General features: G+C 43.4%; 5 protein-coding genes. 4 read left to right on the top strand and 1 reads right to left on the bottom strand.

Annotation, left to right across the window (positions count from 1 at the left end; genetic code table 11):
• Window positions 1-67 precede the first annotated feature (67 nt).
• The 4 genes from nrdR (at window position 68) to VN379_RS22015 (ending at window position 4,944) form a co-directional block, all read left to right on the top strand.
• Window positions 68-532, top strand: a complete 465-nt coding sequence (gene nrdR / locus VN379_RS22030) for a transcriptional regulator NrdR (RefSeq protein WP_325537886.1) — start codon at window positions 68-70, stop codon at window positions 530-532.
• A 23-nt stretch (window positions 533-555) separates the two neighbouring features.
• The gene (gene nrdD, locus VN379_RS22025; RefSeq protein WP_325537884.1) at window positions 556-2,568 is read left to right on the top strand and encodes an anaerobic ribonucleoside-triphosphate reductase; all 2,013 of its coding nucleotides are present in this window, start codon (window positions 556-558) and stop codon (window positions 2,566-2,568) included.
• 13 nt (window positions 2,569-2,581) lie between these two features.
• Window positions 2,582-3,118 (top strand): anaerobic ribonucleoside-triphosphate reductase activating protein, encoded by a 537-nt coding sequence (gene nrdG / locus VN379_RS22020; protein ID WP_325537882.1) that lies wholly within the window; start codon window positions 2,582-2,584, stop codon window positions 3,116-3,118.
• A 95-nt stretch (window positions 3,119-3,213) separates the two neighbouring features.
• Window positions 3,214-4,944, top strand: coding sequence for a TIGR03960 family B12-binding radical SAM protein (locus VN379_RS22015; RefSeq protein ID WP_325537880.1), 1,731 nt, complete (start codon window positions 3,214-3,216; stop codon window positions 4,942-4,944).
• Between the two features lie 8 nt (window positions 4,945-4,952).
• On the opposite strand, the gene VN379_RS22010 is transcribed toward VN379_RS22015, so the two are convergent.
• A partial coding sequence (locus VN379_RS22010; RefSeq protein WP_325537878.1) for a hypothetical protein occupies window positions 4,953-5,502 on the bottom strand: 550 nt, incomplete at its 5' end.

The raw sequence follows: 5,502 nt of genomic DNA, 5'->3' as shown, positions 1-5,502 counted from the left end.
GTGTGGATGTCTGCTGAGCTATAAATATTATAACATACTTAGCAGAGTAATCAAGGGAGTGGATAATTTGCGCTGTCCATTTTGCGGAGCCGCTGACAGCAAAGTAATTGATTCCAGATCAGCCGATGAAGGGAACTCCATTAGGCGTCGCCGGGAATGTTCGGTTTGCGCCCGCCGTTTTACTACCTATGAGGTAGTGGAAGAGATACCGTTAATGGTAATTAAAAAAGATGGACGCCGTGAGATGTTTGACAGAGGCAAGCTGCTCGGGGGGATAGTCAGAGCCTGTGAAAAGCGGCCAGTGCCTGTTGATATTATTGAAATAGCTGTAAGTAAAATCGAAAAAGAGATTCGCAATAGAAGTGAGCGAGAGGTTTCAACCCGCCAAATTGGCGAGGCTGTAATGCAGCATCTAAAAGAGATTGATCAGGTGGCATATGTGCGGTTTGCCTCAGTTTACCGTCAATTTGCCGATATTAATAATTTTATGCAGGAACTTGAGAGCCTAATGAAAGCTCAGCATAAAGAGTAAGCTGAATATATGGGGGAGAATTAATGTTTGCTAAGATAAAAAAACGTGATGGACGGGAATTATCTTTTGATGAAAGTAAGATAACAGAGGCGATTTACAAAGCCGCGAAGGCAGTTGGCGGGGCAGATAGGCAGTTGGCGTTGGAACTTACACTTGAAGTTTTGAAGTTTTTAAAGCAAAGATATAATGGTGGCTTGTTTAGTGTTGAAGATGTCCAGGATGCTGTTGAAAAAACATTAATTGAAACAGGCCATGCTAAAACAGCTAAAGCATATATTTTGCACAGAGATAAGCGGACTCGTATGCGGGAGGCTAAGTCCGATCTTATGGATGCTGTTGGTGAGATATTAGTTGAAACCAGTCGGGAAAATGCCAATGTTTCAAATTCTCCTTCAGCCAAGATGCTGCAGATTGCCAGTGCTGCCAGCAAGTCTTTTTATTTAAACCGCCTTATTCCAGAGAAATATGCGCAAGCCCATGTTAAAGGTGACTATCATATTCATGATTTGGATTTTTATGGGAAGACACTGACTTGTGTCCAGATCCCACTGGGAAAACTTTTGCATAGCGGTTTTAATAATGGTCATGGCTATATTCGATCTCCTAAACGCCCTGCATCGGCCACCGCACTTGCTGCTATTATTTTACAGAGCTCACAAAATGATATGCATGGCGGCCAGTCGTTTGCTTTTTTTGACCGCGATATGGCGAAGTTTATGGAGAAAGCCAGTAATGAAGAAGTATATCAGGCCATGGAAGCATTAATTTATAATTTGAACAGTATGCATTCCCGGGCTGGTGCGCAGGTGCCTTTTTCTAGTCTCAATATTGGTACAGATACTTCTCCGGCCGGGCGAATTGTAACTAAGAATGTTTTACTAGCATATGAGAAAGGTTTAGGGCGAGGCGAAAACCCAATTTTCCCTAATATCATTTTCCGACTGCAAGAAGGCGTTAACTTTAATCCGGGCGATCCGAATTATGATCTATTTAAGCTGGCGATTCGTGTTTCAGCTCAACGTCTTAATCCTACCTTTAGTTTTATGGATTCGTCGTTTAATAAGGAGTATGGAGATCAGGTTGGCTACATGGGGTGCCGTACCCGGGTAATGTCTAATCGTTGCGGTCCGGAAGTTACTGACGGACGTGGTAACTTGAGTTTTACTACGATTAATTTGCCGAGACTGGCGATTAAAGCTGAGCGTAATTTTATGAAGTTTTACCAGAGTTTAGCAAAATTTATTGATTTAACCTGCGAACAGCTTTTTCATCGATATCAGGTACAGGCTAAACTGAAAGTTCGTGATATGCCATTCTTAATGGGGCAGGGAATCTACGTAGATTCAGATAACCTGAAACCTAATGATTATATTGAGGATGTTATCAAACATGGCACTCTTTCGGTTGGCTTCATTGGTTTGGCCGAAACGTTAACTGCATTAACTGGTTACCACCATGGCGAAAATGAAGAAGCGCAAATCATGGGTGAAGAGATTGTTGCTTTTATGCGTGATAAGCTAGACCGGGCGGCTGAACATTACGATTTGAATTATACGCTGTTAGCTACTCCTGCTGAAGGCCTGTCAGGACGATTTGTAAAAATGGATCGCCGTGAGTATGGCATTATCCCTGGAGTGACTGATAAAGAGTATTACACCAACTCTTTCCATATTCCAGTTAATTACCCGATAAGTGTTTATGATAAAATCCGTATTGAAGGTGTCTATCATAAGTATGCTAATGCCGGACACATAAGTTATGTTGAATTTAGCGCTCCACCTGTCAATAATCTGGGTGCTTTAGAAGAGATTATCCGCTATATGCGTAAATGTGATTTTGGTTATGCCGGCTTTAATTATCCTGTTGATTTCTGTGAAGGTTGCGGCCATATTGGTGTAATTGACACAGAGGAATGCCCGTCGTGCGGTACTACCAGTGTTCGCCGTGTTCGCCGTATTACCGGCTACTTAAGCACTGTTGACCGGTTTAATGATGCTAAGTTAAATGAGTTAAATCAACGTGTAAGACATATCTGAGGCTGGGATAAATATGGAGATTAGACTTTCCGGAATAACTGAAGAAAGCATTGTTGACGGGCCAGGCTTAAGGCTGGTGATTTTCACCCAGGGGTGCCCGCATCAATGTCATGGGTGTCATAATCCTGACACCCATGACATAAATGGTGGCTATACCACTAAGCTGGAGGATCTTTTCCACTATATTGAAAAAAGTGCTTCTCATAATAAAATATTACGGGGAGTGACTTTTTCCGGCGGTGAGCCGTTTCTTCAGGCTGAACCATTAGCACACCTGGCCAAGCGGTTAAAATCCCTGGGACTTGATATTGTTTCCTATAGTGGGTTTACCTTCGAGCAACTGGCAGCTATGGCCGTAAACCATAAGGGCGTAGGCCAATTGCTCAAACAGACGGATATTTTAATTGATGGCTTATATCGTGCAAGTGAACGTGATTTGGGCCTGGCTTTTCGGGGTTCACGGAATCAGCGTCTTGTTGATGTTGCTGCAACGTTGACTGTTGGGCGGGTCATCGCATGGGAAGATAGTGCCCAGAGGATTTGGGCCTAAAATATCAGCTATAATTTTAGTTATATATTTGTATACTATTGTAATGTTACCAGTAACGGTAAATATCGGGAGACATTACAGGTGGATGTGATAACGTGTCGTGGCAACTGAAAGAACGCTTGCAGAAAATTGTAGCCGCTGAGCAGGGAACACTGGCTTTTGCACCAGGATCCCGCCGGCCTATGGCCCTTGTTTACCCTAATACTTATCATGTTGGGATGTCAAATCTGGGATTGCATATTATTTATGAACAAATAAACAGCCGGGGCGATACTGCCTGTGAACGTCTGTTTTTACCAGATAAGAAAACGTTGGCAGAGTATATTCGAACGAACACGCCGCTACTGAGTTTGGAGAATCAAACTCCATTATATGAATTCCCATTGATTGCTTTTGCCGTTTCATTTGAGATGGATTATTTTAATCTTCTTTCGATACTCAGAACAGGCAAGGTCCCACTATTAGCCGTTGACCGGAAAGATCGCGATCCATTGGTGATTATTGGTGGTCCGTGTGCTACCTTTAATCCTGAGCCATTAGCCGATTTCGTTGATGCTTGTATAGTCGGTGAAGGCGAAGAAGTAATCCAGGATTTCCTGGACAGCTATTATGACAGCCAGCAGCGTGGGCTGTCCAGGGAAGAACTCCTGCTCCAACTGTCCCAAATTGAAGGAATATATGTGCCGCGGTTTTATCAGCCTATATACGGCCGTGACGGCGTTATCGAACATTTTAAACGGCATGTGAAGGTGCCGGCACAGGTAAAGCGCCGATATATTAAAGATTTAGGGCGATACCCTGGGCAGACCGTTATTGTCACGTCTGAAACTGAATTTAAAGATATGTATCTAATCGAAGTTGCCAGAGGCTGTGGCAGACATTGTCGGTTTTGTATGGCTGGTTATTGCTTCCGCAATCCACGGGTACGGTCATTGGCACAGATTGCTGAAGGTGTGGAAAAAGCTAGGCTGCTGCAGGCTAAGGTTGGTCTTATGGGAGCTGCTATATCTGATTATCCTGAGATTGATAAATTATGCCAGATGATTTTAAGTCAGGGGGTAACAATGTCAGTTGCTTCGCTCAGGGCTGACTCTCTAACCCCGGCATTAGTTGAATCTTTGGCAGCCAGTGGTCACAAAACTATTACACTGGCACCGGAAGCCGGCAGCGAGCGGATGCGTAAGGTAATCAATAAGCAAATCAGTGATGAACATATATATCAAGCAATAGCGGCTGCGGCGACAGCTGGTATTCCGCATGTTAGGCTATATATTATGGTTGGCCTGCCGGGGGAAACAACTCAAGATATTGAGGCTATTGTGGAAATGGCTCATAATATAAAAAAACACATGGAAAGTCTGGGCAGCAGGGGGTTATTGACGCTAAGTATTAATCCCTTTATCCCTAAGCCGTTTACACCCTTTCAGTGGTTGCCGATGGCACCAATGAAAGAGGTATCTGATAAATTAAAATATATTCAGAGCGCGTTGAAGCCACAAAAAGGGGTAGAAGTGTTGATTGAGCAGCCTAAAGAGGCCTATATTCAAAGTATGTTGGCAAGAGGTGACCGGCGGCTTGGGCCGGTGCTGGACACTGCTGTGGCTGGCGGTGGGGTGAAGGGCTGGAAGCAAGCGCTTAAAACCCATGAAGTTGCTGAAGAGTTTTATTTATACCGTAATAGAGGTGTGGATGAAGTCTTGCCTTGGAACAATTTAAATATGGGCTTCAATTCTGAGTATCTATTGGCCGAGTATCGGCAATCTCAGGCAGAAAAAAATACCCCGCCATGCGCGGCGGGGTGTAAAAGATGTGGTGTGTGTCAATAGGATAGTTATCAGGATTTTGTAATAACGGTTATTATCGTATCAAGTTCACTGTCAATCATATGGGAGAATTTTGATACGATGTTGTCTATAAAACCTGGTTTAGGCTCAGCTTCTTTAAGCTGGGTTATTTTTTTGCCGATAATATAATCGCCTTTACTTACGTCAAATGCTTTAATGTCAGCAGAAATGTCGAGTGGATGAAGGGTAAGCAGGAGCACATAAGATACATCATTTAACTGGCCGAAGCTTTTGAGTTTAGATTGTTCGGGGGTATTGAAGTCATCAATGCCTGATCTTCTTAAATCTCTTGTGACACTACTTCCGGAGAGTACCATTCCATCTAGCATCAGCAGGCTAAATTTAGCTTCCACAAGACGGTTGATGCCTGATTCTAAGAGCTCAACACCAAAGATGTCCTTTTCTGCAGTATCAATATGTACAGCCACTGCGATGCGCGGGCCTGGGCTTAGTAAGGAGGGGCCGGCAAAACACGAGTTTGTCCATAAAACTATTAATAAGGTAATACCAATAATAATCTGCTTTCTCAATATTATAAAC

This window comes from Sporomusa sp., from assembly GCF_035561255.1.
In the GTDB taxonomy this organism is placed as follows: Bacteria; Bacillota; Negativicutes; order Sporomusales; family Sporomusaceae; genus Sporomusa.
Note: the sequence above shows the minus strand (reverse complement) of the source record. Positions and strands in the feature narration are given on the sequence as shown.

What these genes read in the sequence shown, in the direction of transcription:
- nrdD (WP_325537884.1), top strand. Translation starts at nt 556, where the DNA reads ATGTTTGCTAAGATAAAAAAACGTGATGGACGGGAATTATCTTTTGAT.
- nrdG (WP_325537882.1), top strand. Translation starts at nt 2,582, where the DNA reads ATGGAGATTAGACTTTCCGGAATAACTGAAGAAAGCATTGTTGACGGG.